Annotated in this window: 28 protein-coding genes and 1 tRNA gene; 9 read left to right on the top strand and 20 right to left on the bottom strand. The window is 57.2% G+C overall.

Translation table 11 applies throughout. The features are described from left to right. Nucleotides 1-22: 22 nt before the first annotated feature. The 5 genes from fabG to KUA11_RS00800 all read left to right on the top strand — a co-directional run bounded on the left by fabG (nucleotide 23) and on the right by KUA11_RS00800 (nucleotide 4,456). Nucleotides 23-766, top strand: coding sequence for a 3-oxoacyl-[acyl-carrier-protein] reductase (fabG, locus tag KUA11_RS00820; protein WP_217408783.1), 744 nt, complete (start codon nucleotides 23-25; stop codon nucleotides 764-766). Between the two features lie 273 nt (nucleotides 767-1,039). Next, the gene (locus KUA11_RS00815; protein WP_166316854.1) at nucleotides 1,040-1,279 is read left to right on the top strand and encodes an acyl carrier protein; all 240 of its coding nucleotides are present in this window, start codon (nucleotides 1,040-1,042) and stop codon (nucleotides 1,277-1,279) included. Nucleotides 1,280-1,358: 79 nt separating this feature from the next. Beyond that, nucleotides 1,359-2,645 carry a beta-ketoacyl-ACP synthase II gene (gene fabF, locus KUA11_RS00810; RefSeq protein ID WP_217408782.1) on the top strand — a complete coding sequence of 429 codons (1,287 nt, stop codon included), beginning with the start codon at nucleotides 1,359-1,361 and terminating at the stop codon, nucleotides 2,643-2,645. A 66-nt stretch (nucleotides 2,646-2,711) separates the two neighbouring features. After that, on the top strand, nucleotides 2,712-2,954 hold the full coding sequence (locus KUA11_RS00805) for a DUF3297 family protein (protein ID WP_217408781.1): 243 nt from the start codon (nucleotides 2,712-2,714) through the stop codon (nucleotides 2,952-2,954). 236 nt (nucleotides 2,955-3,190) lie between these two features. Beyond that, complete coding sequence (locus tag KUA11_RS00800; RefSeq protein WP_166316865.1) at nucleotides 3,191-4,456, top strand: NAD(P)/FAD-dependent oxidoreductase; 1,266 nt, start codon at nucleotides 3,191-3,193, stop codon at nucleotides 4,454-4,456. Between the two features lie 210 nt (nucleotides 4,457-4,666). On the opposite strand, the gene pqqE is transcribed toward KUA11_RS00800, so the two are convergent. The 5 genes from pqqE to pqqA all read right to left on the bottom strand — a co-directional run bounded on the left by pqqE (nucleotide 4,667) and on the right by pqqA (nucleotide 7,839). Further along, nucleotides 4,667-5,758 carry a pyrroloquinoline quinone biosynthesis protein PqqE gene (gene pqqE, locus KUA11_RS00795; protein ID WP_254454589.1) on the bottom strand — a complete coding sequence of 364 codons (1,092 nt, stop codon included), beginning with the start codon at nucleotides 5,756-5,758 and terminating at the stop codon, nucleotides 4,667-4,669. Then, nucleotides 5,746-6,039, bottom strand: coding sequence for a pyrroloquinoline quinone biosynthesis peptide chaperone PqqD (gene pqqD / locus KUA11_RS00790; protein WP_217408780.1), 294 nt, complete (start codon nucleotides 6,037-6,039; stop codon nucleotides 5,746-5,748). The genes pqqE and pqqD overlap by 13 nt, the downstream gene beginning before the upstream one ends. Then, complete coding sequence (gene pqqC / locus KUA11_RS00785) at nucleotides 6,036-6,767, bottom strand: pyrroloquinoline-quinone synthase PqqC (protein WP_217408779.1); 732 nt, start codon at nucleotides 6,765-6,767, stop codon at nucleotides 6,036-6,038. Before pqqC ends, pqqD begins: the two co-directional genes overlap by 4 nt. Beyond that, nucleotides 6,764-7,687 (bottom strand): pyrroloquinoline quinone biosynthesis protein PqqB, encoded by a 924-nt coding sequence (pqqB, locus tag KUA11_RS00780; RefSeq protein WP_217408778.1) that lies wholly within the window; start codon nucleotides 7,685-7,687, stop codon nucleotides 6,764-6,766. Before pqqB ends, pqqC begins: the two co-directional genes overlap by 4 nt. Nucleotides 7,688-7,758: 71 nt before the next feature. Continuing rightward, entirely contained in the window at nucleotides 7,759-7,839 is an 81-nt protein-coding gene (gene pqqA, locus KUA11_RS00775) for a pyrroloquinoline quinone precursor peptide PqqA (RefSeq protein ID WP_010666882.1), read from the bottom strand. 366 nt (nucleotides 7,840-8,205) lie between these two features. Between pqqA and KUA11_RS00770 the strand changes: the two genes are divergently transcribed. Further along, nucleotides 8,206-8,281: transfer RNA gene (locus KUA11_RS00770), tRNA-Thr, on the top strand. Between the two features lie 930 nt (nucleotides 8,282-9,211). Here KUA11_RS00770 and KUA11_RS00765 read toward each other — a convergent pair. The 11 genes from KUA11_RS00765 to KUA11_RS00720 form a co-directional block, all read right to left on the bottom strand. After that, a complete protein-coding gene (locus KUA11_RS00765; RefSeq protein ID WP_217408777.1) occupies nucleotides 9,212-9,520 on the bottom strand; it encodes a helix-turn-helix domain-containing protein in 309 nt (102 codons plus the stop codon). After that, on the bottom strand, nucleotides 9,517-9,897 hold the full coding sequence (locus KUA11_RS00760) for a type II toxin-antitoxin system RelE/ParE family toxin (RefSeq protein ID WP_217408776.1): 381 nt from the start codon (nucleotides 9,895-9,897) through the stop codon (nucleotides 9,517-9,519). Before KUA11_RS00760 ends, KUA11_RS00765 begins: the two co-directional genes overlap by 4 nt. A 111-nt stretch (nucleotides 9,898-10,008) precedes the next feature. Beyond that, entirely contained in the window at nucleotides 10,009-11,943 is a 1,935-nt protein-coding gene (locus KUA11_RS00755) for a DUF927 domain-containing protein (protein WP_217408775.1), read from the bottom strand. After that, complete coding sequence (locus tag KUA11_RS00750; RefSeq protein WP_217408774.1) at nucleotides 11,897-12,958, bottom strand: DUF7146 domain-containing protein; 1,062 nt, start codon at nucleotides 12,956-12,958, stop codon at nucleotides 11,897-11,899. The genes KUA11_RS00755 and KUA11_RS00750 overlap by 47 nt, the downstream gene beginning before the upstream one ends. Continuing rightward, complete coding sequence (locus KUA11_RS00745) at nucleotides 12,945-13,460, bottom strand: hypothetical protein (protein ID WP_217408773.1); 516 nt, start codon at nucleotides 13,458-13,460, stop codon at nucleotides 12,945-12,947. Before KUA11_RS00745 ends, KUA11_RS00750 begins: the two co-directional genes overlap by 14 nt. Further along, a complete protein-coding gene (locus KUA11_RS00740) occupies nucleotides 13,457-14,011 on the bottom strand; it encodes a hypothetical protein (protein WP_217408772.1) in 555 nt (184 codons plus the stop codon). The genes KUA11_RS00745 and KUA11_RS00740 overlap by 4 nt, the downstream gene beginning before the upstream one ends. Beyond that, nucleotides 14,008-14,277, bottom strand: coding sequence for a helix-turn-helix transcriptional regulator (locus tag KUA11_RS00735; RefSeq protein ID WP_217408771.1), 270 nt, complete (start codon nucleotides 14,275-14,277; stop codon nucleotides 14,008-14,010). Before KUA11_RS00735 ends, KUA11_RS00740 begins: the two co-directional genes overlap by 4 nt. Nucleotides 14,278-14,343: 66 nt before the next feature. Continuing rightward, the gene (locus KUA11_RS17790; protein WP_368040904.1) at nucleotides 14,344-14,412 is read right to left on the bottom strand and encodes a hypothetical protein; all 69 of its coding nucleotides are present in this window, start codon (nucleotides 14,410-14,412) and stop codon (nucleotides 14,344-14,346) included. Between the two features lie 903 nt (nucleotides 14,413-15,315). Next, nucleotides 15,316-15,447, bottom strand: coding sequence for a hypothetical protein (locus tag KUA11_RS17690; protein WP_264806307.1), 132 nt, complete (start codon nucleotides 15,445-15,447; stop codon nucleotides 15,316-15,318). Continuing rightward, nucleotides 15,444-17,003, bottom strand: coding sequence for a hypothetical protein (locus tag KUA11_RS00725; protein WP_217408770.1), 1,560 nt, complete (start codon nucleotides 17,001-17,003; stop codon nucleotides 15,444-15,446). Before KUA11_RS00725 ends, KUA11_RS17690 begins: the two co-directional genes overlap by 4 nt. Beyond that, nucleotides 17,000-17,170, bottom strand: coding sequence for a hypothetical protein (locus KUA11_RS00720; RefSeq protein ID WP_217408769.1), 171 nt, complete (start codon nucleotides 17,168-17,170; stop codon nucleotides 17,000-17,002). The genes KUA11_RS00725 and KUA11_RS00720 overlap by 4 nt, the downstream gene beginning before the upstream one ends. A 165-nt stretch (nucleotides 17,171-17,335) precedes the next feature. On the opposite strand from KUA11_RS00720, the gene KUA11_RS00715 reads away from it, so the two are divergent. From KUA11_RS00715 to KUA11_RS17785, 3 genes are all read left to right on the top strand, one after another. After that, nucleotides 17,336-17,560 carry a helix-turn-helix domain-containing protein gene (locus tag KUA11_RS00715; RefSeq protein WP_217408768.1) on the top strand — a complete coding sequence of 75 codons (225 nt, stop codon included), beginning with the start codon at nucleotides 17,336-17,338 and terminating at the stop codon, nucleotides 17,558-17,560. Between the two features lie 93 nt (nucleotides 17,561-17,653). Then, nucleotides 17,654-19,246, top strand: a complete 1,593-nt coding sequence (locus tag KUA11_RS00710; protein ID WP_217408767.1) for a restriction endonuclease — start codon at nucleotides 17,654-17,656, stop codon at nucleotides 19,244-19,246. Nucleotides 19,247-19,763: 517 nt separating this feature from the next. Then, on the top strand, nucleotides 19,764-19,904 hold the full coding sequence (locus KUA11_RS17785; protein ID WP_217408766.1) for a DUF3761 domain-containing protein: 141 nt from the start codon (nucleotides 19,764-19,766) through the stop codon (nucleotides 19,902-19,904). A gap of 5 nt (nucleotides 19,905-19,909) precedes the next feature. On the opposite strand, the gene KUA11_RS00700 is transcribed toward KUA11_RS17785, so the two are convergent. From KUA11_RS00700 to KUA11_RS00685, 4 genes are all read right to left on the bottom strand, one after another. After that, a complete protein-coding gene (locus tag KUA11_RS00700; RefSeq protein WP_217408765.1) occupies nucleotides 19,910-20,860 on the bottom strand; it encodes an SGNH/GDSL hydrolase family protein in 951 nt (316 codons plus the stop codon). A gap of 1,796 nt (nucleotides 20,861-22,656) precedes the next feature. Beyond that, on the bottom strand, nucleotides 22,657-23,547 hold the full coding sequence (locus tag KUA11_RS00695; protein ID WP_217408764.1) for a hypothetical protein: 891 nt from the start codon (nucleotides 23,545-23,547) through the stop codon (nucleotides 22,657-22,659). A 430-nt stretch (nucleotides 23,548-23,977) separates the two neighbouring features. Further along, nucleotides 23,978-24,178: a helix-turn-helix domain-containing protein gene (locus KUA11_RS17685; protein WP_217408763.1), complete on the bottom strand. Its 201-nt coding sequence runs from the start codon at nucleotides 24,176-24,178 to the stop codon at nucleotides 23,978-23,980. Between the two features lie 173 nt (nucleotides 24,179-24,351). Next, complete coding sequence (locus KUA11_RS00685; protein ID WP_217408762.1) at nucleotides 24,352-25,659, bottom strand: tyrosine-type recombinase/integrase; 1,308 nt, start codon at nucleotides 25,657-25,659, stop codon at nucleotides 24,352-24,354. Nucleotides 25,660-25,914 lie beyond the last annotated feature (255 nt).

Raw genomic sequence — 25,914 nt, 5'->3', positions numbered from 1 at the left:
CATGAGCACACAGGACATTTCCATGTTCAATCTTACCGGCAAGGTCGCTCTTGTCACCGGCGCTTCCGGCGGAATCGGCGCGGCCATTGCCCGGACTCTTCACAAGCAGGGAGCGACGGTCGTGCTCTCGGGCACACGGGAGGCCGTTCTTGCCGAGAGGGCCGCGGAACTGGGTGGCGAGCGTGTCCATATCGTGACGGCCGATCTGTCCGATCCAGCGGCGGCGGATCAGCTTGTCGCGCGTGCGGAAGAGATGGCGGGTGCACCGTTGGACATTCTCGTCAACAATGCGGGCCTCACACGTGACACACTGGCCATCCGCATGAAGGACGAGGACTGGAACAAGGTGCTGGAGGTCGATTTGGCTTCCCCCTTCCGTCTGTGTCGTGCGGCACTCAAGGGCATGCTTCGCAGGCGTGCGGGCCGTATCATCAACATCGCCTCCGTGGTTGGGGCGACGGGCAACGCCGGGCAGGCGAACTATTCGGCCGCCAAGGCCGGTATGGTGGGCATGACCAAGTCTCTGGCGCAGGAAGCGGGGTCACGTGGCGTGACGCTCAATGTCGTGGCGCCCGGCTTTATCGCGACGGCCATGACCGATGTGCTGCCGGAGGCCCAGAAGGAAAAACTGGTCGGGTCCATCCCGCTCGGTCGCATGGGCACGCCGGACGATGTCGCATCAGCCGTGGTCTATCTGGCGTCTGACGAGGCGGCATGGGTTACGGGGGCCACCTTGCACGTCAACGGCGGCATGGCGATGATCTGAGGAGATTTTCCTCGTAACATGTTGGAAAACCATTTGGTTTTTTATTGGTGCAGAGACGGGGCGGCCGAGTTTTGGGGATGTGGACACAGATGAAACAATCGGTGTTTTACGCATCCGCTTGGCGAGCGGAAGATTTCCGTGCTAATCGCCCCGGCAGCCTCGTCGGGCATACCCCGGTTGCCCTGTACGAATGTCCTGGTCTGGCGGATGTCCGGACAGGGCGTGAGCAACTCATTCGCCCGTAGTGCCTGGGCAGACAGGAAGCAGAGACAGATGAGCGAAATCGCTGATAAGGTTAAGAAGATCGTTGTCGAGCACCTCGGTGTGGAAGAGAGCAAGGTGACACCGGAAGCGTCGTTCATCGACGATCTGGGCGCTGACAGCCTCGACACGGTTGAGCTGGTGATGGCGTTCGAAGAGGCGTTCAACGTCGAAATCCCCGAGGACGCGGCTGAGAAGATCGCCACCGTCAAGGACGCGATCGACTACATCGAAGCTCAGAAGGCCGCCTGAGGTCTTTTTCGCGTCCGGGCGAGCGCGGCTTTCGGGCGGCGCCGTCTTTTTGTTTTGACGAACTGAGGAGCAGGCGAGCTTGCTGCAGTCGGCCGCATCTGATTTGGGTCGGAGACGCGTTGTCGTCACCGGCATGGGGATGGTAACCCCGCTCGGGCTCGGCACCGAGAATGTCTGGAAGCGTCTTGTCGCGGGTGAAAGCGGCATTGATCGCATCCAGGCTTTCGATCCGAGCGAACTTGCCGCCCATATCGGTGGAGAGGTTCCCGATGGGCCGACAGCGGAGGGAAAGCTCACCATCTCCGACTGGATTCCTGTCAAGGACCAGAAGAAGATGGATCGGTTCATCCAGCTTGGGATGATCGCGGCGATCGAAGCCGTGGAAGATTCCGGCTGGAAGCCCGAGTCTGAAGAAGACCGGTGTGCGACAGGTGTGCAGATCGGATCGGGGATCGGTGGTCTTCAGACCATCTACGATGCGTCGATCACGGTTTACGAGGGGCGGGCCAAGCGTCTTTCTCCTTTCTTCATCCCTTCTGCGCTGGGCAATCTCGTCTCGGGGAATGTCTCCATTCGCTACGGCTTCAAGGGGCCGAATCATTCGGCTGTGACGGCGTGTGCGACAGGTGTGCATGCCATCGGTGACGCCGCTCGTACCATCATGTTCGGCGATGCCGATGTGATGGTGGCCGGCGGAGCTGAGGCGACGGTCTGCAAACTCGGCATTGCCGGATTCTGCTCGGCGCGCGCTCTGTCAACCGGTTTCAATGACCGACCCAAGCAGGCGTCGCGTCCCTGGGACCGTGACCGTGATGGATTCGTCATGGGCGAGGGGGCCGGTATCGTGGTGCTTGAGGAATACGAGCACGCGAAGAAGCGTGGTGCCAAGATCTATGGTGAGGTCATCGGTTACGGAATGTCGGGCGATGCTTACCACATTACGGCACCCGCCGAAGGCCATGATGGTGCTTATCGGGCCATGTTCGCGGCTGTCCGCAGTGCGGGAATCACACCGGGCGATATCGGCTACGTGAACGCGCACGGCACCTCCACTATGGCAGACGATCTTGAACTTTCTGCCGTGGAGCGCCTGTTCGGCGATGACGGTCGCAAGGTTGCCATGTCGTCCACCAAATCCGCCATCGGGCACCTTCTTGGAGCGGCGGGCGCGGTTGAAGCCATGTTCTCCATGCTGGCGATCCGCGATGGTGTGGTGCCGCCGACGCTCAACCTCGACAATCCTTCCCGCGAGAGCATCATCGACCGCGTGCCGCATCAGGCACAGGAGCGGAAGGTGAACATCGCGCTGTCCAACAGTTTCGGATTTGGCGGAACCAATGCCAGTGTGATTGTGCGGGGCGTCTGATCGTGCCCATAGGGCCGCCTTCGGGCGGCCCTTTTTATATCCGAAGCCAGCTTTCAGGTGTTTCTTATGAGCGATTCCCTTCCCGACCGTCTTTCTGCTGATCCGGAAAGCCCATTTTTCAATGAAGCCCTTCTTGCGCGTGGTGTAGGTGTGCGTTTCAAGGGCGTGGAAAAGACCAACATCGAAGAATACTGCGTCAGCGAAGGCTGGGTGCGGGTGGCTGTCAGCAAGACGCTCGATCGGCGTGGGCGCCCCATGACAATGAAGCTTCAGGGGCCGGTCGAAGTCTGGGTCAAGGACGAGGCCTGACGGCGTAGCGCGGCGCATGCGCCTTTGCTCGCTTGAGCGTGCCATTTCTTTTTGCCAGTGAACCTCTGTCCGCCAGTGGTGTTCTTTGCTTCGAAAGCAAAGGATTCCAGCCTGACGAATGGAATCCTGTTATGCGCAAACGACAGCCATGGAGTGCTTGCTCCCCACTTTCAGGAAGCGCAGGCTGACATTCATGTGAATGACATCGTCTTTCAGACAGTAGGGAGTGGCGCGACATGAGTGAAACAACGCCAGCGCAACAGCCGGACAAGCAATTCACCATTTTGATCGTGGGTGGCGGTGCGGCCGGTATTGCCGTAGCTGCCCGTCTGCGCCGCGAGCGGCCTTCGCTTTCAGTCGGTGTCATTGATCCGTCCACCACACATGCCTATCAACCCGGCTGGACGCTGGTGGGGGCAGGCGTGATGACTCTACGGGAGACGCTGCGTCAGGAAGGCGGATTGATCCCCAATGGCGTGACATGGCTTCGTGCTTCCGCCCAATCCTTTCAGCCTGATGAACATGTCGTGACGCTCGATGATGGGCAGCGCATCGGGTATCGGCGTCTCATCCTTTGCCCTGGATTGCAGCTTGACTGGGACAAGATTGAGGGGCTGAGCGAGACGCTTGGTTCCAACGGCGTGTGCAGCAATTATTCCATGCAGCATGTGGAATACACATGGACCTGTATCCAGACACTTAACGGCGGGAAAGCACTGTTCACACAGCCCCCCATGCCCATTAAGTGTGCCGGCGCTCCGCAGAAAATTGTCTATCTGGCCTCGGATTACTGGCGCAAAGAAGGCACGCTCAACCGCACGGAAGTCAATTTCTTCCTAGCTGGAGACGCTCTCTTTGGTGTGGCGTATTTCCGACCGTCCTTGCAGTATGCCGTCGATTATTACGGCGTAAATCTGAACTACAAGCACAATCTCGTGGCTGTTGACGGACCGGCACGTCTGGCGACATTTGAAGTGACGGCGGGCGACGGGACAAAAACCCGCGAAACGCATCCTTTCGACATGCTTCATGTGACGCCTCCACAGAGTGCGCCGAATTTCATCAAGGCCAGCCCGTTCGCGGATGAAAATGGGTGGGTGAATGTCGATCCGTCCACTCTGCAGCATAAGACATTCGACACGGTGTTCGGACTTGGTGACGTGATCGGCACCAGCAATGCCAAGACGGCAGCGGCCGTCCGGGCTCAGACGCCGGTCGTTGTGGGGAACGTGCTGGCTTCGCTGGAAGGTAAACCTCTCCAGATGCGCTACGATGGCTACGGTGCCTGTCCGCTGACGGTGAGCTACGGCAAGGTCGTGCTGGCGGAGTTCCTTTATGGTGGCAAGCCGGCCCCCAGCTTTCCCTATGACCAACGCAAGCCAAGCCGCTTTGCATGGTTCCTCAAGACGCAAGTTTTCCCGCGCGTTTACTGGGACATGATGCTCACGGGGCGGGACATTAACGTGCCGCATCATCCGGATTGGGTAAAAAACGCCGGTTGATAGGAGGCGGCTCGGCTTGGCTTGGCTGATTTCAGCCAGCCGAGCCGCTTGTCGCTCTAAGCAGAGCGCGGCTCAGAGCGTAATGTAGAGTTGCCATGGAATGTGCGGTGACGGTTTTCTAAGGCCGCCAGTCTCATAAGATCAAAGCTGGCGGCCAATAGAGAGGCTTCTTCTCTTCTTTTCCAGTTCTATCTCCGACGGAAAAAGCACTCAGTCGCCATAGCGCCGATAGACAAAGGTTTCCGTCGCAGTTGCCGCCTCTGTAATGGCGGCATCCACGAGTTTACGGTCTGCGGAACGCTGGCAGACCGGATCGGCGGATTCGGCATGGCCGGTCAGAGCCAGCGCCTGACAGCGACAACCACCCCAGTCTATCTCGCGTCGGTCACAACCTCGGCAGGGTTCAGGCATCCAATCTGTGCCGCGGAATAGGCCGAACAGTTCGGATTTTTCCCAGATATCCCCTAGTGAGGCGTCGTGAACGGTGGGAAACGTTACATCCGGAATCGTCTCGGCGGCATGACAGGGCAATACCCGGCCGGATGGTGTCACGTTGAGAAAGCGTTGGCCCCAGCCGCCCATGCAGGGTTTGGGCTCATCGGCGTAATAATCCGGTGTCACGAAGTCGATAGCCATGCGGTTGCCAAACCGGGTCCGAGCGGCCGTGACGGCGCGTTCGGTGTCTTCGAGTTGCTGACGTGTGGGGAGAAGGGCGGAGCGGTTTTTGAGGCCCCATCCATAATATTGCGTGTGCGCGATTTCCACGCGGCGCGCTCCCAGTTCCTCGGCCAGATCGAACATGGCGGGCACACGTTCGGCGTTGAGGCGATGGATCACGAAGTTCAGGGTCAGCGGCATGCCATCTTCGGCGATCAGTCGCGCGGCCGCGATCTTGCGACTTTGGGCACCTTTCATCCCACCTATGATTTCGGCCTGCTGTGGATCAACATCCTGAAAGGAGAGCTGGACATGATCCAGCCCGGCATCCGTCAGCCTTTCAAGGGAATCCCGATCCAGCAATACACCTGAGGTGATGAGATTGGTGTAGAGACCAGCGCGTGACGCCTGTCGCACGAGGTCGGGCAGATCCTTGCGCGCCATCGGCTCGCCGCCCGAGAAATGGGCCTGAAGCACGCCAAGAACGGCAGCCTCGTCCAGCACGCGCTGCCAGTCCTCGGTAGAGAGTTCGTGGGCTTTTGGTTCCAGCGCCAGCGGGTTGGAGCAATAGGGACACTGAAGCGGGCAGCGATGTGTCAGCTCGGCCAACAGGCTCATCGGGGGAGGAGGGGTCACGCCTTCCATGTCAGCACCTGCCGCTCGGCCAGATCCTGCACCATTGCCTGCACATCGCGCGCAATCAGGTCGCGTGGGGCGGTAAAGGCAGTGGCAAGATCGTCGATGATGGCCCGTAACGTGGTGTGCCCATCGACCCGGCGCAATATCTCGGCCGCGATTGGATCGGCCAGAAAGGCTTTTTCTGGAGCCTGCACCACCCACTGATCCCGCACTCGGTCATGTTGCAGGCGTGTGCCGCGGACAAAGGTGGGAATCCGCTCTTCAGTGAGGAGAGAAGCGTCCGTCATGCCGGGCGGAAACAGCCAGGTGGGATGCGGCCCGGTGTTACATAGGCATAATCCAGCGCATCGAGCATCGACCAGAGCACGCCGCATTTGAACTTCAGTGCCCGGAGCACGGCCTGCTGCTGCTCGACTGTACTGGCGTGTTCTTTCACATAGGCCAGTGCAAAATCGGAATCGCGGGGAGCCTGTGTCAGACGCGGTGTGAAATAGGCCAGCGTATCCTCGGTGATGAAGCTGTAATTGCGGAGCATTCCCGCCACGCGCTCGGAGATGATGGTGGGGGAGAACAGTTCTGTCAGCGAGGAGGCAATGGCTTCCAGAATCGATTTCTCACCCACGAAATGCACATAAGCATCCACGGCAAAAAGCGTGCCGGGAAGCAGCCCTTCGAGCGATTCCACATAATTCCGGTCGAGCCCAAGCCCATCCGTCAGATGCAGCCAGCGGGCGATGCCACCTGTACCCGGAGCATCGCCGTCATGATCCTCGATACGCCGCCGCCATTCGCGCCGCAGTTCGGCTGTGGGCAGACGGGCGAGAAGAGTGGCGTCCTTCGCGGGGATGCGGGCCTGATAGTAGTAGCGGTTCAGCGCCCAGGCCTGCACCTGAGCTTTGCTCAGCTTGCCGTCATGTAGCGCCCGGTGGAACGGGTGACGATTGTGGTAGCGTTCGGCGCCGATGGCGCGCAATGCGGATTCGAGTTCATCGGGTGTCAGAAGCTTGTCACTCATAATGTGATCCTCATGCCGTCATGGGACACTTCCCATCCAGCGGCTTCGGCTTCAGCCCGTTCGGGCGAATCCTCCAGCAGGATGGGGTTGGAATTGTTGATGTGGATAAAGACCTTGCGCTTCACGCCAAGATCGCGGAACGCGGCAATGGTGCCATCTGGGTCATTGACGGACATATGGCCCATCCGTTTGCCGGTTTTCTCACCCAGCCCGGCGCGAAGCATTTCATCGTCCGTCCAGAGCGTGCCGTCGAACAGGACAAGATCCGCGCCGCGCAGACGGTCACGCAGGCGATCCGTCATGCGGGCACAGCCGGGAATGAAGACGATCCGTGCGCGACCGTCCGTAACCTCAAGACCGACCGTTTCGCCGTTTTCAACAATCGCTGCGGGGTCCGGCCCTTTTTCCGCATAAAGCGGCACTTTTCCGGGCACGGCGAACAGCTTCATCGACAGACCGGTTGGCCGGCTCTCCAGTGTGGTGAGCGTATGGGGCTCGTCGAGCTTGACTTCGCTGCGTGTGACGACCGCACGATTCAGAGCCTCAAAAATCGGGTTGGCATCCAGTTGATCCAGCACTTGCCGGGTCGCGAGAATCTCGAAGGGTTGCCGTTCGCGAAGAGTGAGAAGGCCCGTGATGGTGTCCACTTCCGCGCCCGTGAGGACAACGCCGGTGATGGGAGTCGAGCGCAGGTCCGTCTTGGGATGCAGGACGGGCGTCTGGTTGATCTGTTGACGCAGATCGGGAGACGCATTGATCACAAACCAGTGTTCACCATCGCCGCTGAGGGCAATGGACGCCTGTGTGCGGGAAGGAGCGAGAGGGTCGCCGGAGCGTGCCCGTTGGCACCCCGGGGCGTTGGAGTTCCATTGTGGGAAGCCTCCACCAGCGGCGGCGCCCAGAACGACAAGATCAATCATGACTCAAGCCCAATAAACGCAAAACGCCGCCAGCGCGAGGCGGGCGGCGTTTTCAGCGGATCTGCGGATCCTTATTTCTTCTGACCGCAGACGTAGCTGTTGATCTCGGCACCCAAGGGCACCTCAGTGATCTTCGGCGTATTCCAAGCCATATCTCGTCTCCTTCTTTGAAGCGGTGAGTGCCGTCACGATACCGATGAATGGAACGGACGACCAGCATGAGGATGCATGGCAGAGCATCATCTATGGTCTGTGAATAAACACAGGATTTCTTCGAGTTGTTTTTTGAAATGCTATTTTGAGAAAAGGAATTTTTTATATGTTGTGTGCGCCATTGAGGCGTGAAAAACAGGCACGTGGCGTTATCCTCACATTCTTGTGAATATTCTGTGAGAGTTGTTAACTTCTGTGGGTGATTTCCTCGGTCTTGCGGATTTCGGTTGGCTTGGGAAAAAGAGACGAAGAAGAGGCTTGCGCGGGTTTTATACCTGCGCTAGAAGCCTGCCACCGCAAGGCGGGCCGGTTTAGCTCAGTTGGTAGAGCACGTCATTCGTAATGATGGGGCCAGGGGTTCGAATCCTCTAACCGGCACCACTAGCCTCGCGGTTTTCCAAGACAATTTGTTTTCATGTTGAGGCGGGCAGGCGAGGGCCTTTCTCCCCGGACTCAATCCGGACTCATTGGCCACTGATCGCGCCATCAGGTCACGTCGGCGCGGGCAGGTGTCCAGTTGCTGGGCGATTCTCTTCATGCCCCGGATCCTGCTGCTTGCTCTTCCTGGACGCCTCTGTGATGCTCTCTCGGATCGCTTCATGCCGGCACGTCGCCGCGATCGATCATGGATCACTCATCAGACCCGTCAGTCGGACGACAACAACAACAACACCAAGTGGTTTTTTCTTTGCTCAAAGGGTGCCTCTAACCGGGGCGCGAATAACCCCCGGAGCACGACCCTCCCAGGAAGGACCCGTAGAAAATGCATAGGGTGGTCTCCATCCATGCGTATCACGCATGGTTTTCCATTCTGCCAAGCTATGCGTCTATCGCATGACATTCCGCATTTTCTCCCTCTCACTTTCCGTCCTCTTTCTCTCCCTTGTTCTCAAAACGGTGTAACAGGTGTAACGGTGTAACAAGTGCAAATAAGATACGGATTTCATTGTATAAAAACGTGTTACACCTTTTTGGGTGCCCTGTTACACCTTCAAAAAATGTGTAACACCACCCGGCACTGATTGGCTGTTTTCCGCCATTTTGCGCGTTGTGCTCCAATGAGCAAAGTATATTATCCACAGGCAGGCCGATCATTTTGCGCTGCGATAGGCATGCGTTTTTCGCATGAATAGAGGTGCAATTCAGGCGGTCAGAGCAAAAAACGGGAAGAAAGCCACCGCGCTGCCCGCGCGCCCCGACGCTCATCCTGATGACAAGAAAGGATGCTCATGGAGTATTGCTGACGACGAAAAAAGGGCCGGAACATCGTTCCGACCCCCAGTTTTGTCTTCGCATGTTTCCGAAGGATTTTTAGGCCGCCGCTTTCTGCAGGGTAATGTGTGCCCGTAAACCTGCTCGCGTCGCCATGGCGAGCAGGCTATCCAGAGAAAACCGGTCGAACTTACGTCGCATGAGGTCGGACACCCGCGGCTGTGTCACGCCAAAAGCTGCCGCCGCACGCACCTGCGTAAGGCCGTTATCCTTCACGAATCGTTCTAATGCCGCCATGACCTCAGTGCGAAGCTTCATGTTCTCAGCTTCTTCGGTCGTGTCGCAGATTGCATCCCACACGCTATCGAAGCACTGCGGAGCCGCGAACTTCTCTGCTTGTTTGGTCATCCCTGCTTCCCTTTCTGCACTGGCGCCTTCTTCGTGGCTTTTCGAAGACCGCTACAGACTGTCCCCAATCGCTTTGAAGCCAAATCGATATCCCGTTGGGGAGTTTTTTGGCTTTTCTTCTGGAAACAGTGCAAAACGTAGACCTTGTCCCCGAAGTTCGCCACGTACAGAGAACGATAGATACCGTCCTCACCGCTGACGCGAATCTCTTTCACTCCTGGGCCGACAATAGCCATTGGCTTCCAATCGGATGGGTCACATCCTTCTTGCACCAAGGCTAATTCGTAACCCATTTCTCTCATGATTTCGGGAGGAAATTCCCGCAGATCTGCAAGAGCTGTGCCTACGAATTCAATCGGCTTTCGGGTCGACGCCATGACTCTATATATACACCTACTTATATATCGTTAAACCCATCAAGACGCACATAAACGTGTAAAACCGCACCGAAGCCCCTCATCACTGCGAAAGTGACCGTGCAAAATGGTTCATCCTGCCGCATCCCCAGCATCCGAACCAAGGATGGATGGCTTTACCTGGTAGGCTCGTGTTGGTGGCAATCCGGGCGGTCGTATGACGGTTGCGGCCTTGCCACTCTTGCCTGGCACTAGAAATCCACGCTCGATCAGAACACGCTGGGCATCGCCCCGGTTCAGGCCCACGAGCGCTTCCTTCATGCCGGCTGGCGTCAGGTAGAACATCCAACCGTCACGTCCGTCTTCCAGTTTTTCCCAGCGCTTCCAGCCGGCACGCATCTGGGTGCGGAATCGCTCGCCGGGTGGCTCGGCCTGCTCACCGCTCTGAGGCAATTCATCTGCCTTGGGTTCAATCCATCGCTCAAACCGGCCTTCGCCGTTCTTGGAAATGAAGTCGCGCAGCTGCTCGACAGCCTGCTCATCCTCGCGCCGTCCCGAAGTGCCACGCATCTTCAGCCAGTCATTAAAGCAGACGCGTACTAACTCACGCGCCGTGTCCTCGGCCCAGCCCGTCAGTTTGAAATCCGTTGCTAGTTCTCCACCCAGCGCGACCATGGCAAACCGTCGCGCGACCGATCGGACCTGTCCGGACGCTTCAGGCCAGTTCTGAAGATAATAGTCCGTCAGTTCGACGATGCGTGCTCGCAGGACCTCGCGCAACATGAGCAGTCCTTCATCGGAGATCCGGTCGGACAGTCCGGCCAGAAAGGCGCGAAAAGGCGTGCCATAAAGTCGGCCGGTTTCTGCCCGCAGGTATTCCGCCAGTTCTCCGGCCGCATCGACATGGTGAAGAGTCTCGAACAGACCGAACGGGCCGCCAGCGTCCGCGGGGACGTCCACAAAGCGCACTTCCTGTCCTGCTTTGGTTGCGCGTCCAGCTTCCGCATTCATGTCTGCTAAGCCGCGCTCGCCGCTGGAGAGGAACAGCACGCGCCAGCGCGCCACGGCTCTGGCACCGCCTGTACGGCTGGCCCGCGCCTTACCGGTGCCGTTGGCCAGCATATAGGAGATGTCGCCCGCCTCTTTTGGATCGAGTTGCCCGAGTTCATCCAAGACCAAAAGAGCATCGCACGCGGAGAGGGCCACGCTTTCCAGAGCGTTGCCCGTGGCACGCCAGCTGCGGACGAACCCTTCGGCGCCGAGTTGCAGCGTTCCGCCGCAAACTGAGGCAGCGACGCGCAAAGCGGTCGATTTGCCCAGGCGCGATGCCCCCAGAAGGTTGAAACCGCCGCCATCCTCGCCGAGCAGAGTGAGAAGAGGTGAGGCGAATGCCGTTGCGGCCGCCAGCACGAGACGCGAGTTGCCACGGCACAGGTAACCGATGCGCTCACGCCACTCATCGACCGTGCCAGCCATGTTGAACAGATCCGGCTCGACTGTTTCCTGCTGCAACACCACTCGTTCATACGTATGGCCAAAGGTTTCGGTCGGCAGCACGTAGACCGGACCGTCGCGGAAAGTGTGCCAGCCAATCCGGCTCACGCTTCGTGCCCGCTGATCGGTTGAAATCGTGGCCAGCCATTCGGAAAAGCCATTCTTGGCGGCTGGTCCGCTGGCCAATGTGAGACCGCCACTGGCGAGACGGCTCCGTAACTCGCCGCAGTCGCCGGAAAACAGGGCGCGAGCAAACGCCTCTTCATGTCGCACGCCGTCACGGTCGGTCCAGCCGAGCAGCAGGCCCCAACCGTTTCCTTCCGCATCCCGCGTTTCGGCCAGGCACTCGATTGGTCCGCAGATAAAAGTATTTGGCTTGTCTGGATCGCCGGAATTCCGAAACAGGCCTTCCGCCTGCATCACAAACCGACGTGACACGCCTGGTGGCGGTCTACTGAACTCAGTTTGCTGCGATGATACCGGCAGTTTCACGACCTTGGCGTCCTCGAGCGCCGCTCGCACACGATTACGTCCGCGCCCCGTCTTTTGGTCCATTTTCTTCCCGGATGACATCGTTCCAGTCCCGGCCTTTCGTTTCCGGCATGGCCACACGCACAATGCGGCCCTGCTCGATGAATTTCTGACAGGCAGCGTCCAAGGCTTTCCGGGCACTTTCGTTGCCGGCGTCATTGTCCGCTGCGATGATGATGTCCGTGATGGCTTCAGGCAGTTCGAGACGGCCCATGTTGGAGAGGCTCACGGCGCAAAGGGTGCGGTATTCCGGACAGGCGAGCGCAACAGACAGACCGGTTTCGATCCCTTCCGCCACAATCACGCTTTCTCCGGGTTCGGCCATGCCCAGACTCTTGCCGGTCGCCCCGCGCCATAGGCGGATCGAACCACCTGCAAAACTTCCCAGAACTTTCTTGCTTGCCCGCAGATCCGCCTTGGTCCACATGCCCGACGCTGTCTGCACCAGCCATGTCCGGTGGACGGCTACCTGTTTGCCATTGGCACCGCAGATGGCGGCCAGCATGGCTGGCAACGGACGTTCGACCTCAGCGCACCAGACGGCGGGATTGAATCGCAGCGAGCCCGGCGCGCGTCCCATTTCGCGCAGATCGATGCCACGACCGCGCAGATACAGCTCGACCGGCGTATCCGCGATGCCTGCTGGCGTCTGGTGCCACAGCTCGCGGGCTTTGGCGCGCCGCCTTTGCTCATCGCGGTCCAGTTCCTGGTTATTCGTTTTTTCGGAAATCTGCTGTCGCGTCGGTTGCGGCACTGGGCCATCACCTATGCCGAGCCAATTCTTCGCCCAGGCCATGGCGTCACGGCGGCTGCCTGCAAACAGAACGGCCGCCACCAGATCCAGAGCATCTCCTTTTTGGCCGCCGCTGAAATCGCACCACACTCCCCGGCGTGGGCCGGTCAGCCGTACGGCCAGAGACTGACCTTTCTCGCCTGCCAAGGATCCGCAGCGCCATTCGCAGCCTTCCCGATGGCCGGCACGCAGCAACTCGGGGGCGAGCGCGACGATGCGCTCCGCCAGAAGGTGCGAAAGGGTTCTGGCGTCAGGCCCGCGCACAGTCCGTATCCTTGGCAAAGATCACGCCGCTTTCATCCAGCAAAGCGCGACCGGCACAGAACTCTTGCACGGCATGATCCATGCGCCGGGCGTCCGACAGGATCTCGGACCATGGAAGAGTGTCCAGCCATTCCAGTGTCGCCTCAGATCCCGCATCGCTCTGGAGCACACGGCGGAACTGGATTAAGCCGCCTTCCACGGACCACAATGGATCTTTCAGCACTTCACAGCTCAGGAAATCGACCACGGAATCATAACCGGTCAGGAACTCCCTTAGTGCGGTTTCGCGCCGCGCGAGACCTGCAAGTTCGCTCACTCCAGGAGCAGGGGTGAAAGCGCGTGCCGCAGCCATCATCGCCTCAAAGGCCGCGGTATCATGCCCCGATCCGAGGTAATCTCGAGAGCGCAGCATCAGGTCCAGGAGGTGATTGAGCGGCGTGTGGTTGCCGAACTGCGAGAAACCACCCCACAGCAGGCCCTGCGGCGTCTCGATCGCACTCATGCTACGGCCCCCGCGCTTTCGATCTGCATTGCTGTTACAGCATCAGAGGCAGATTCCTCCTTGTGGACGCGGATGCATCCAGCCGTCCGATCAATGACCGCACATTCTTCCTGGATGGATCGGATGGCCATGTCGCGCCACGAAGCGTTCCACAACAATTCGACCATCAAGGGACGGTGCAGCCAGTTCCGCAGGGCTTTGGAACTTGCCTGCTCGCACACGCGCCACCACCATTCCACAAAAAGCGGATAAAGCTCTGGCATCTCTCCAAACGTCCCAGAGGCAATGCCTGCCGCAAAAGCTTTTTGCAGATCCGCTATCGCTTGCTGTCCGGCTGTGTAGCGCATGAGACCGATCAGCACGGGTGGGCTGGCTCCCAGCCGCTTTCCCGCACGTTGGCGCTCCTCGGTCAGGGGTTTGCCCACTTCGGACTGTTCACCAAAGAGGCTCAACACGGTTTCGAGAAGTGAGGGCATGCCGCGCCAGTCCGCAAAACGATAGAGCGCACCATCCTTGTCCGCGAAAAATGCATAAGTTTCTGCGGCGCTCATGCTTTTGCTCCCAGACGCATCGTGGCATCGGCCGTGGAACGGACAGCGTGTGCTTCGACCCAGGCATCAAGATCGCATTGCCTGTAAGCGATACGTCGACCAAGCTTGATAAATGTAGGGCCAGAACCATCCTGTCGGCCCTTTTGCAAAGTGCGCGTGTGCAGGCCGAGATAATTGGCGGCGCTTCTTTCGTTCAGAAGCGCGGACTGGACGGGAGTGTGGGCCGCTCGAACAACCTTCGGGCGGACGAAAGCAACGGGATTCATTTCGTTTCTCCGCGATTAGAGGCGAATTAGTTCATCTCTATGTGCGGCTCTCTATTGGTGCGTTTTTTATGCAAGAGACAACAGCAAAAAATCAGGCGTTTTTTGTTGTCTCTCTCCAGCGCTGCACTTCGGCACGCAGAAAATTCGTGCAGTCTTTTTTCCATTGGTAGGCGACTGACACCGGTAACTCTTCCGGGATTATATCACTGAAGGCTTCGAAAAAGGCATTATCACGTATTGCGTTCCGCTTAGCCTCTTTTCTTCTTCGATATTCATCTATTGAGTTTTCATATATTTCCAATGTTTTGGCAATTAGTCCAAATGTATTTGTTTTGCATCTTTTTTGGAAATTTAAGCGAGAATCAATTATTTTTAATTCCTTCGATATATATGAATACAAGTCTCTTGCGCTGCAATCACGGCGGATATGGTTTTCATGGATTGCCAAACTAAGTTCAATTTTCGTCAGGAGATCAGGCATTGAAAGACGCTCTTTCAGTTCGGCAACTGTCAGCAATTCCGCCTCAGCTTCACGCTTTCTGACTGTCTTCCTAAGAGCGCTTTCTAATGCTCTGATGCGGCCCTGACGTTCGTTTTCATGAATTGCCTTGTCAGCAGAAATGACTTGTTCAGCTATTTTTTTGAAAGAGGCATTTTCGGAAAGCAGCCAAAGGCGATACCCTTCGGCGATCCAGTCCTCATGTAGTTTTTTGGGTGGTGCACCTCGTTTTGCGCCGACCGAGACGTAGGCCCGCGCTATGCGTGTAAACGCACTCTCGCCGATGTCCTGCAAAAGACGTTCCGCAGTGCGCCGGTCAACCGGTTGTAAACTGTCCAGCCAGTTCTTTTTGTCGGAATCCGCCATAGAAGCCCCACGCCAGCCATCCCCACGCGCAAGAGTTGATGGCGCGGCCGGCCAGACGTGGGGTTCCGGCGTTCGGCGGCCAAACCTAGCCGCGCCGTCCAGCAGCATCGGATGCAAACCGGGAACAGGCAACGTCTGGTGTACTGTCCCCACCATGGGGCAAGTGAAGATCATCATGACAACTCTCCTGTCAGAGCCCGTGCGCCAGCGCGCATCGCCTGCTCGTCACTGAAGAAAATGGGGTCAATCGCCCGTGTCAGGTCACGTCCTGCGACCCGAAACGGCATCTTGATACTGTTGATCATGCTGTCCGTTCTCCAAGGTATTTCACCACATCGTGAGCTAGACTGATAGCAATCTGAATATCTGGATTGGTCTTTTCAGATTCAAATACGTGTAGATACTCAGGTAGACGCTCCATTACGATTAGAGATTTTGCCACGAGATCATCAGATGTATTTCCCGATATTTCACCAAGACGACCGAGAAGGAGATATTTCTGATCTAAAAGATCATTAAATTCCCGGTCTGAGCAGGCAGGAAGACGTTCGAGGGCCTTGGATACTTCATGATATGCATGGGAAAGCCCGATAAAGCTGGTATCGGCTATGGCTTTCGCTCCAGCTCGTGCGTAAGCGCATATGGTTACCGCATCGGGTGAGCCTATCTCGCGTATAGGCTGGTCGCGCCGGACGCTCCATCGTTTCTCTGGTTGATAACTCATCGGATCTCCTGTCAGGGCCTGTGCGCCAGCGCGCATTGCCTGCTCGTCACTGAAGAAAATGGGGTCAATCGCCCGTGTCAGGTCACGTCCTGCGACCCGAACAAGCGTCGGGAGAGTGCTTGCAAGCGCCAGATAGGCCGCTCGGATGCTCGCTGGATCCGTCTCTTCCAAGGAGATTGCTTCGTCGAGTAATTCCAGAGCGATACCAACCTGGGCGCCTACATCCGAAAGCGTCTCGCACCTTGTAAACGGAGCCAGCTTGATGAGAGCGGCCGCCAAGTCGGCCGCGACATCGGCTTGTCGATTGGCTTCAATCTTGCCCATTCCGCTCGCTGTCCGTGCGCGTCCCTGAGCGGCGTCCACGTCCTCAAAAGCAGCGCGGCGTCGGCAGGCCAGTTCGTAAGCGTGAAACGCACCGGCAGGTCCCAGACGGCTTGGTGGATAATCTTCGCTTACTTCTTGGTTATCCGGTGCTGCAGCTTCCGTGCTCTCAGCCAGTGAGCGCACCAGCGTCTCCACCAGTTCGGACATGTACAGGCGCCGAGGGTTCTTCGGCAGACTACCGTCCGTGTCTTCAATCAGCCGTGCCAGGGCGCGTGCGCCGTCGATGGTCATCGCCCGTCGCGCACGGATACGCTTCACCTCATCCCAGAAGCGGTCCGCGTAGCGCTCAGCTTCATCGTCCGGGATGGTGTGATCGTCTTCCTTCTGTCGCAGTTCCGCTGCCTGCTGGCAGATGTCGATCAGCTCGGCATCCGCCAGTGGCGGGGGATTGGCCAGCATGGTCATGGCATCACGGCCAGAGGCAAATTCGGCCCATTCAGATGCGGAATCCGCGCATGGCTTGCTCGCTCCGGTCCATACTGAAAAGGCGACCTGCCGGGCGAACCAGCCATCCCATGTGGCCGGCTTGATATCCGCCATGGCGCGTATGCCATCCGTTGTCTCGGCAAAGAGCGGATCCGCTTCAGTGTCATCCACCGTTGCCCGTGCTCTCAGTTCTTTGGCCGTGACGTCGCGGGCCTGTTGGATCAGCCCGTGGTCCGCCGCGTTCAGCGCGTGCGTGCGGATAGGGAATGCCTGGGCGAGATCGGCCGTGCTTTCGTGAGCCGGGACCGTGCCGGTTTCACCATTCATCGGATAGCCTCCACCGCATAGGCGCGGCCAGACGTGACTGGATCGGGCGAGCCGAGCCCGAATACAGACAGGGCGATCAGGAAGGAGACAAAGAGGGCCACCGCGATATTGGCGCGTGACTCCGCTGCCCGCACGGATGCGGGTGTGCTATGGGCATTCTCAGCCATTGCCGAACCTCAGCTTCGGTTGTGGTTAGGTCGGGCAAAGGACTCTCACCTCCTACGCCCGGCCGCCTTGTCACCACGTGACAAGGTAGGCTCAATGTGTCACTCTTTGGGCAGAAGTCAATAACTTTGTCACAGGGTAACACTTTGAACGCCGCTCAATGCCGAATGGCACGTGCAGCCTTGCAGCTTGGAGTACGCGAGCTGGCGGCTGCGGCTGACGTTTCACCGACGACTGTCACCCGCTTTGAGCGAGGCGAAGCGCTTTATCCTCGGACTGTGAACGCCATCCGCGTCGCCCTAGAAGCCGCAGGCGTGGAGTTCATCGCAGAGAACGGCGGAGGTGCCGGAGTACGGCTGAAGAAACTGCAAGCGGAAAGAATTGAGCAATAAAGGTGGACCTCGGTTGATCACTCTCGCCGATACGATTTGGGATTTTTATTAAAGGGGGCCATTGTGGGCCAGAGAAGTTCGAAACCATTCTGGATGCGAGATTATAAAAAAGCCGCATACAACCGCCGTTATTATCGACGCAAGAAGGCGGAAAAACAGGCGGGATCACTTCTCGGCGGAGCGGTAATGCTTGGCATTGCGGTAGCAATATTTGGCCATTCCACCAGTAGTCCTAAAAAAGCAGCGGCCCAGCCTCTCGCATCCAATGCAGTCATCAACACGGCTGCACCCCATATCGTCTCTTACCATCCCGATTTTGACTGCTCGCGTGTCAGTCAAAGTGACACTATTGCCGTCATGCTGTGCCAGAACAGTGATGCAGCCAAGCACGAACTGATGTTCGATCAGACCTATTACGCCCTACGCCAAGTTGTAGGAAAATCAGGGTGGAAATCCCTCAAGCGTGAGGCGATTGCTGACCAAGAATTCGCAGATTGTCTGAATAACGTCGGGCAAGTAAATGTCAGCCAGCCTACGGCAGACCCGGCTTGCTATATCGAGAAAATAGACTCAATTACGGCAAAATACCAAAAACGCTTGCACGGTGGGGCTCTCGAAGAGGCGCAAAGGCCAATCGACGAACATATATTCCTCCAACAACGCCTTGTTGATCTTCACTATCTTCCTGCGGGAACCGTCGCAGACGGCGTCTACGGGGAGGCAACGCGCAAAGCTATCATTGCGTGGGAGCAGGATCACAATATCTCGCCGGCCGATGGCTTTCTTTCGAACGCTGCCGCTGCTCTTTTGATCACGGGAGTCCCAGCTACAGATAATGCATCGACATTTCCCCCAGCGCCTTCGCCCATTGACGGGGCAGCCTCTCCTTTGTCGACGACCTACAATTCTACTACATCGGCATCAGACACGAGTGGTGGCGGCTTTATATTGCTTATTTTTATTATTGTCTGCGCCTGCATTGGAGGACTATTCTTCTGGATCAAAACAAAAAACACGAAAATGGCGTGGAATTTTGTTTCCAGTGAAATCAACTCACAGAAGAAGAATCTTCAAATACAATACGCTCAGAAAACACTACCTGATAGGTATGGTACGATCAGTTATGATGCTTGGTCAAAGGAAGTCGCTTTTTTCGCATCAACGCGACTTATGCCTATTCTGGATAACCGAGGCCTTTCAAAATATTGGAAGTCGATTGCAAGTCGTGCAGTCACCCTCATAAATCAGCTAGCACGAGAGCCGCTGCCCATATCTGCAGTGCAGGACACTTATGTTAGCGATCCAAGCATATACGATCCCCGTATGGATCCATTCGACTACGAGCAATACTGCGCCCTGCTTCTTCGGGCGGATGGATGGGAGGCACACGCCACCCAAAAGAGCGGCGATCAAGGCGCAGATGTCATCGCCACAAAGGAAGGATGCAAGATTGTCGTACAGTGCAAGCTGTATTCAAAATCAGTCGGCAATGACGCTGTCCAGCAAGCCTTTACGGCACGCACACACACCGGATCAGCCGCTGCTATCGTCGCCACAAATTCGACCTTCACAAAAGCTGCATATGAAGCCTCTGCAACAACGGGTGTGTTCCTGATTCACCACGCCCAGCTTGTAGAAACGTGTGATCGGATTTTGTCACATTACAAAATGCAGCACGTATCATGAAAGCACCAAGGACCGTTCCATGCCGTCGCCGAAACGGTATTCGACGAATATGACATCGACGGATGTTTCCCCGAACAAGGCGATGATGCTGGCCGATATAGGGATCCCATTATGGCGACGCGCTTTGCCAAGTCGCGGCACGCTATCCCCCCATGACCAACCAATGGAGAGCATCGCCTTCACGCGGCAAAGGTCAAAGCTACGAACAGACGAGCATTGTGTTCGGGACGCATGGGTGCGATGTGCGTCCCGCGAGCGTAGAGTTCGTTGCTGAGAATGAAAACCGAAATGAGGCGAGAATGAAACGGGCTCCGATACTGGCTGCAATGACGATGCTCGCCTCTTTCCGTGTCATGGTCGCGCTCTGTGTGGCACTGGTTCTCGCGCCTCTCCCTGCCACGGCACGTGGGCCATAACCTCCCGCTCTCCCGCCGACAAGTGAGACTACCCCTTATGTCGAGCCGGACGAAGGTCAGCTTCTGGAGCATAGGCACTACACGAACCGCGCGATGGCCGAGTGATTCATTCTCCTGCTCACACGCGCAACGGAGCATCGCCTCCGGGCGCGTCCGCCAAGTGTGGCGACGGGTCGTTCAGCTTCAGTCAGCATCACCGCGGCACATGCTCACGGCACGGTGGGGTAGATCAGTGGCTCTAGGTGGATCAGTGCGCGGAAGCACTCTCCCGCACCACATCCAGTATCTGCTGCGCAACGAGAGCATGAGCACGTCGTGTCGGATGATATTCGTCCCACCAGAGATGGGCGTCTGGATCGCCGCAAACCTTGCCGGGTGCAGGAAGCGTGGGCTGACATGGATGGACAACATCTGACAGACGTTCTGGCTGGGTATTTGCGAGAAGCTTCTCGGTCGCGTTGCTCCATGAGAACCAGATGATGCGTGATCCCGCAGATGCTGTGATCGGCTCGATAGCGGTCTGCGCACGCCGATCGTATTCGGCCTGAAAAGCGCGCGCTTCCGCCGCAGCATGAGGGTCTTTCGCAACCGCCGGCACGCGGTCGAGACTGTAGGCACCGAAGATCAGGAAATGCCGCGCCCCGTGCTGCTGGAGAAGTTCGATAGCTCCCTTCATCTCCTGGGCGCATTGCTCAGCGATTGCCGGGAGCGGCTGCGGCGTAGCCATATCTTCGTGGAGAAAGATATCGTTGGCGGAGGCGCCGAGAACGTACAGGGCGGCTGGATCAAGACGGGGTCTGGCGTAAATGAATGACAACACCTGCCCCCGTAGACCGGTGTCCCGCCAGCCGTCCAGCCATGTGTAATAATTCCCGCTACCACATCGTGCACCACCGACCGCTACATTCTCGATGGGAGTCCCCATCTTGTTGGCCAAGTCCTCAACCGCAGTCGGGCCATTGCTCCACCGTCCTCTCCAATAGAGCCCCGTTTTATCATCCGCAGGGAGCATCACCGCCTGGGGAATCTTGGCATTAACGGCTTCATTGGAAACGGTGCGTGAGGCGCCACTGTCGCTATAGCTGTCACCGAAAACATAGAGCCGACTGAATGGGGTTTCGGCCGCACTAGTTGGCATCGCCAGTATCGTTGAAACCATGGCCGAGACCGCACTGAAGAGAGCAAGACTGCGACGCATGACGGTGGCTCCATACCGGTTCTATTTTACCAGGACAGGCTGGGCTCATTGCCGCTGCTGGAGATAGAACAAAAACGTCATCCAACGATGGTGACTGAGGTTATTCACGTCGCAATATCGTCTCCAAAAATCGTACCGTTTTCGGTCCGGACGATGGCGAATAAATCGCTCACATTGTGGAACGAGAGGGACGTGTCAAAACCCACTTGAGACCTGTCCCGAGAGAGACGTCAGAGGAGACTTGCACCACTGTGCGCCATTCACTTGAGACATGCTCCGAGAGGGGCTGTTTCAACCGATGCGCCATTTTGCGCCATCCACTTGAGACATGATCTGGACGGGTCGTTTTCGACGTTGCGCCATTTTGCGCCATCCACTTGAGACATGGTCTGGACGGGTCGTTTTCGACGTTGCGCCAAATTGCGCCATCCACTTGAGACATAGATCTGTCGGCTCTTTAGCCACGCCAGAAAGCTGGAGAAGAGGCGGTGATTCAGGGAGCGATTACGCCTCAAAATGTCGGGTCAAGCCAGGACATTGATTTTTATATGTAATTTCTCGCGAGAGACATTTGTCTTGCTGTCGTCAAGCGTAACCACTTTGCGATATTTCTGTGAAATGTCAGCCAGTTAGGTGGAGACAGTAGAGGGCGCCATTTCCGAAAAAGTGCAACGCTTGCGAACAGTATCAATGACGGGAGAATATCGCGCACAAGCTCGCATTTATGGCTGTTTCAGAGCCAGCTAGATCCGTAACACCCACTTGCGCCAAGCGTAACATTTTGTCGGAAGTTATGGGGGGAGTGCTCCAAGCACGCAATTGAGGTCGCCTGCTGCAGGCTCCTCTAGTGTGAGGGGTGACCCCGAAAACCGTGTCACCCCTGATGCTCGGGGGTCGCGAGGCAGAAATACGGAGAGCACTCCGACCGAGAGCGAACAAACGGCCGCATTGGGTAGACCTTGTCCGATATGTGCCCAGGCGAAGAACGGTGCGGCCGCGTCAAGACTGGATGCTCATCCGCGAAAGACGCCTCAGTTGTGCGACGTCACCTTGGACGCTTTGGTGCTGCCTGTAGGTAGACGTGGCAGCATTTTGCTTCGACGGCCAATTCCTGAGGGGGGGAGCTTTAGCAGGGCGTCCCGCACTCTCGGACAATAGGCGATACACTCGGTACCAATGGTCCACGACATCAGTGAGGCCAAGCTGGTGTGCTCGCTCCAGCCGGTCAGCAGCCACACTTCGGGCAGACAAGCCATGTAGTCCGACGAGACGGCCGGCTTCATCTTCTGGCGAGAGATTTTCCTTTTTCGAGTCTTTCATCTTCACCTCCAAAACCAATCGTGCGGAGTGATGGTGAATGAAGGGTTAATTGTGTGTGCGTCTCACAGTCCGTTTACCGATGTTGGTTATCGCTTATTTCGATGTTCGTTAAACGCGATCACGTGAGGATTTCCGGCAGAGCGGCATTGCATGCCGTCCCTTCCGTGATTTTCACAAGGGCGGTCAAAGTCGAGTTGGATCAACCATTTTCTCTCGCGCAGTGAAGTGTTCTGGCGGTAACGCTGCCACCATCTGCACATCATTTTCCGCTATCAAAGATTTGAGGCGCATCAGGATTGCTGCGTCAGCTGTTCAAAGCGTCCAGAAACTCTTGGGTGCTGAACTGTTTTTGCTCGCACACCCAAGATCCGCTCAATCTGACTTAACAGTTCCAGACACTCATGACGCCGTAATCTATTGGACAAATAGGCGAGATGCGGGTCTGGGGGAATTTCCCAAGACTTCGTAGGGAGAGTTCAGGCAGCAGAAGAGATGTCCGGCAGATCCCGACATAGATCGCTGCAATCCGCACAAGCATCATCCCTCAGGCGCTTGATAACCTGATGCCATTTCTCTTGATCGGCGGCCAAACGGCCAAGATGCTGACTCGCAATTATTCCCATATCGAGCTGGAAGCCCTGCGAAGCCGCCAAGACGTGATTCGAGACGGTTAGATTTTTCTCAGCGTAGACTGGCTTCTCTGAAATAGAGGAAGCAGCGTAATCACATTGGTGGAACTGCTGGCGTGTCAGAGCCAATAAAGACACCGCGGCTTCGACGTACTGTGCAAATATATTTCGGATGCGGGAAGCTTCAATTTCCGCGACATAGGACATCACTCGTTGAAGTGCATCCTCTCGGCTTTGCGCCAATCCTTCCAACTCATGACGCACAGCACGAGCCTCTTCGCGTCGTCGCTCAGCACAGCTTTCTGCCACGATAATCTGGCGCTCTAGCCCATCCAATTCACGCTTGCGAGTTGCTAGATGTTCCGGGAGTTCAGAGAGTGCCGTATGCCCGTCAGTGGTAAGGCTGGCTTCAATCTCCTGCTGGTAGAACGCATCGATCTCATCGTTCACGCCAGAGAGGGCTCCCCGACGTTCCTTGAGATCGGCGGCAATACGCTCAGCCTTGTCCGCAGTTTCCTGCTTGGCATGGTAGTCCGCCAGTAGCCCTGCACGCGCGTCCTGAAGGTGCTTCAGTGCGATCCGCTTTTCCGTAAGCGGATCGGAAGCCGTCCCAGTCTGCAACTCGGACTTCATGGGGACGATAGAGGGCAACTCCTCGCCAAACTGACGCGGCTCAGCGGTTTGCGACTCATCTTGCTTCCCGCGTAGCAGGGATGGAAGACCGGAAATCTTGATCATATTGAGGCTCCATGAGGAGGGTTTTTGCCGCGCAGGGACAAACCCCATCGGTGAGAGTGGCGAAGTGCTGAATTTCAGGATCCGTGGCGGCGCTTGGCCAAGGCGAGCATTCGTTCGCCAGGTGAGGCAGCGGCTAACTGGGAGCGTCCAGAGCATTCCTTTGCCTCAGCTTGGCGCACATGAGCAGCGACAAGCCGGTGGCCTGGCGAATGATCATTTTTCGTCACGACCGTAGATATTGCTGGCGCTTCTCGTGCCTGATCCCGGATCGGTCTTGCGGCTTCATGGGCAGCGACAAGCCGCGCACCGGCGGACGGCTGTCTTTCGTTCAGGTGCAGGAAGCGACTGCTGAAGCCTTTATTGTCGGCAGCAGCTTGATGCTTTCGGGCCGCAGTCGCCTTACGCTTCCGCAAGTAGGAAAATGGACTGTTCATGCGTGGATGGTTCCGGTCTGCGGAACGACGCTACGGCGAAGCCAAGCACGGAAGTGATCTTCGCGGATGAACACGCGGCCCCCAATGCGCGTCATGTCCGGTCCGATATTGTCCGCCAGGTAACGACGCATTGTGCGGGGATGAACCCGTGCAAGACGCGCCGTTTCATCGACCGAAAGCAGGCTTGGGTTCTTCACCGAAATCGCTCCCTTGTGTGGTGGTGAAAGCGATATTCGATGGGCGCAGAATGATGACAAGAGAGGGCGAAACGGGGCGTTTCTGGTTAGAAATGCACCGAAACGCATGGCGACGAATCAAGCCGCATGGTGCCGCATTGCCGCTTTAGATTAAGTTTTTGTAATCAATCGAATCAGCGCCGCAGCGGAACGACTTTGCCATCCGAAGGCTCATTCCCATGTTTTTCCGCCACATTCAGCACGTGCCGAGCCCATGTATCCAGCGCCACTGCCCGTTCCGTCAGAAACTCGTGACGCTGATAAACGGCAGCGACGCCTTTGATGGCTCCCTGGACATGGTTTAGCACCCGATCGGCGACATGATGCCCGATCCCGAGCCGTGCCATGACTGTTACGCCGGTGCGCCGAAGATCATGGAGCCGCCAGTCTGTGGTGGCCAAGGACGAAGCATTTTTTCTGAGTGAACGAGCGGCTTCCGTCATCAGCTCTTCCAGCTTGGTTTTGGTCTTGGAAAACCCCGAGATGGGCGTGCGACCATTGCTGGTGAAGACGAAAGGCGAGGGGCCGTTGCTCTCCGGATCCAGCTGCCTGGGCAGATTGGTGAGGATCTGTCGGGTCGGCTCGGAAAGGTGGACGATATGCGCGCGTCCATTTTTTGCTCTCTCAGCTGGAATCGTCCAGTGAGTCATCTCCGCATCCAACTCCGCCCATTTCATGCCGGCCACCTCGTCCCGCCGTTGTAGCGTCAGGGTAAGCAACTGGATGAAGGGGCCGAACGGATAAGCAAGCCGACCGGCTGCGGTCCAAAGCTCGCGAAGCTCGACATCTGTCAGCACGCGATCTCGCGAGGTATCGCGACCCTCCATGGTAACCGAGGTGAAGGGGTTGGTCGGAACGAGATTGCGCTTTTCAGCCCAGCCGAACATGGCGCGTCCGAGCGCATGAAGCCGTCGTGCTGCCACGGGATGGCGGGAAGTCAGATCATCGAGTTGCACCTGTAGCTCGGTCGTAGAGATGGAGCGGGCTGGACGCTCCAATAGGACAGACAGGCCGGAGCGCAGGCGAGCAGGAGCTTCCTTACGATAGGAGGGGCTTCGATCAGACAGAGGGCCGGTCTGCCACCGATCGATCAGCACATCCAGCGTCAGGGCGTCGGCAGCAGCTTCCGCCGTACGTCGCACCATTTCGGCCTGGGCGGCCAGCGCGCGGGCTTTTCTTTCCCCGAGCGGATCACCGCCAGCCAGCACTCGTCCACGAGCCTCCTCGGCCAGTCTACGAGCTTGAGCAGGTGTCAGGTCGCCATAAGGCCCCAGAACCAGTCGTCGCACGCGACCGGCAAAGCGATATTGAAACAGGAACACCTTGCTCCCTGCCTCGGTCACTCGGATCCCGAAGCCTCGAAGTTCCTCATCCATGAACATGGCGTCCCGCTTCCCTGGCGGGCAGGCGAGAGCGTCTATTTCCCGTTTTGTGAGCTTCATCGGCAAGCCGTCGTTACACCTGTTACACCTTCGAAAACGCAAGGTGTAACGCTGTGGGTGACAAAAAACACAATAAAATCAATATAATATATATGTGTGTTACACAAGTTACACAGTTACACCTACATTAGTGTAACTCCCTGAATTTTCCCATGCTCCGGGCTTATCTTGGAGCATGTCATTGGATTTTCCGGACTCAATCCGGACTCATCTGAAAGTGCAATCGGGGCGTTTCTGTGCGGCTGGGTTCGTAAC

It is taken from the genome of Acetobacter estunensis (assembly GCF_019083805.1).
Lineage (GTDB): Bacteria > Pseudomonadota > Alphaproteobacteria > Acetobacterales > Acetobacteraceae > Acetobacter > Acetobacter estunensis_A.
This window is presented reverse-complemented; position numbering and strand designations above follow the sequence as displayed.